Annotated in this window: 1 protein-coding gene; it reads right to left on the bottom strand. The window is 68.2% G+C overall.

Going from position 1 to position 827, the window contains the following annotated elements:
* Positions 1-776, bottom strand: a 776-nt coding sequence (locus tag K8U61_RS24700) for an IS30 family transposase (RefSeq protein WP_443680498.1), incomplete at its 3' end; no start/stop codon positions are given.
* Between the last annotated feature and the right edge of the window lie 51 nt (positions 777-827).

Here is an 827-nt window from a genome sequence, read left to right as displayed (position 1 = left end):
TCCCAGTGACCGGGCACGGCTCGGTCGGTGACCTCGGCAGGCCGCTGGCTGATCTTGAACGCCTCCTTGTACGGGCTGTTAGCCCGTCCCGCGCCGGTTCGGGGCTGGCGGCGGGGCCGGCTGGTCGACAACTCCCGGTAGAGGTCCTTGCGCAGCGACCCGCGGGTCTGGACGTAGAGCGCCTGGTAGATCGTCTCGTGCGACACGCGCTCCATGATCATGTGCGGGGAGTCCTCGCGCAGGACCCGGGCGATCAGCTTTGGGGACCAGCCCTCGTCCATCCAGGCCTCGATCCGCCGACACAGCCGTGGGTTCGCGACCAGCCGGAACTCCTTGGGGCGTCGTCGTCGCTCATGGGCAGCTCGGTGTGCCAGGCCGCCGTGGTAGCTGCCATCCGGGCCACTGTTGCGGACGATCTCCCGGCTGATCACCGACTTGTCCCGCCCGAGCAGCTCACCGATCTGCGCCAGCGTGATCTTCTCGCCCGCAGCACGTCGGCGTAGACAGGCCGCGATCACCGCCCGGTCCTCACCGGTCAACGCTCGGCGCTGGGCTGGAGCGCCCCTGGACGAAACACCCTCGACCACCGGCACGACACCGAGACCACCTACCTTCGAGCGAGCCAACTCCAACGTCACCGGAGCAGACTGGCGCCACCAATCCCATGCCGACTGCTTCGCCACGCCAGCCTCGGCAGCCGCGGCCGAAACCGACCAGCCCTCCACCACCCGGTCAAAGAACGCGAGCCGCACCTCGTACCGAACTCCACGAACCACCTCACAACACCTCCACCACTCGGTGTTGCTTCGACCACCTGATTCCGCCGG

This window comes from Nocardioides mangrovi (assembly GCF_020073815.1).
GTDB classification, from domain to species: domain Bacteria; phylum Actinomycetota; class Actinomycetes; order Propionibacteriales; family Nocardioidaceae; genus Nocardioides; species Nocardioides mangrovi.
Note: the sequence above shows the minus strand (reverse complement) of the source record. Positions and strands in the feature narration are given on the sequence as shown.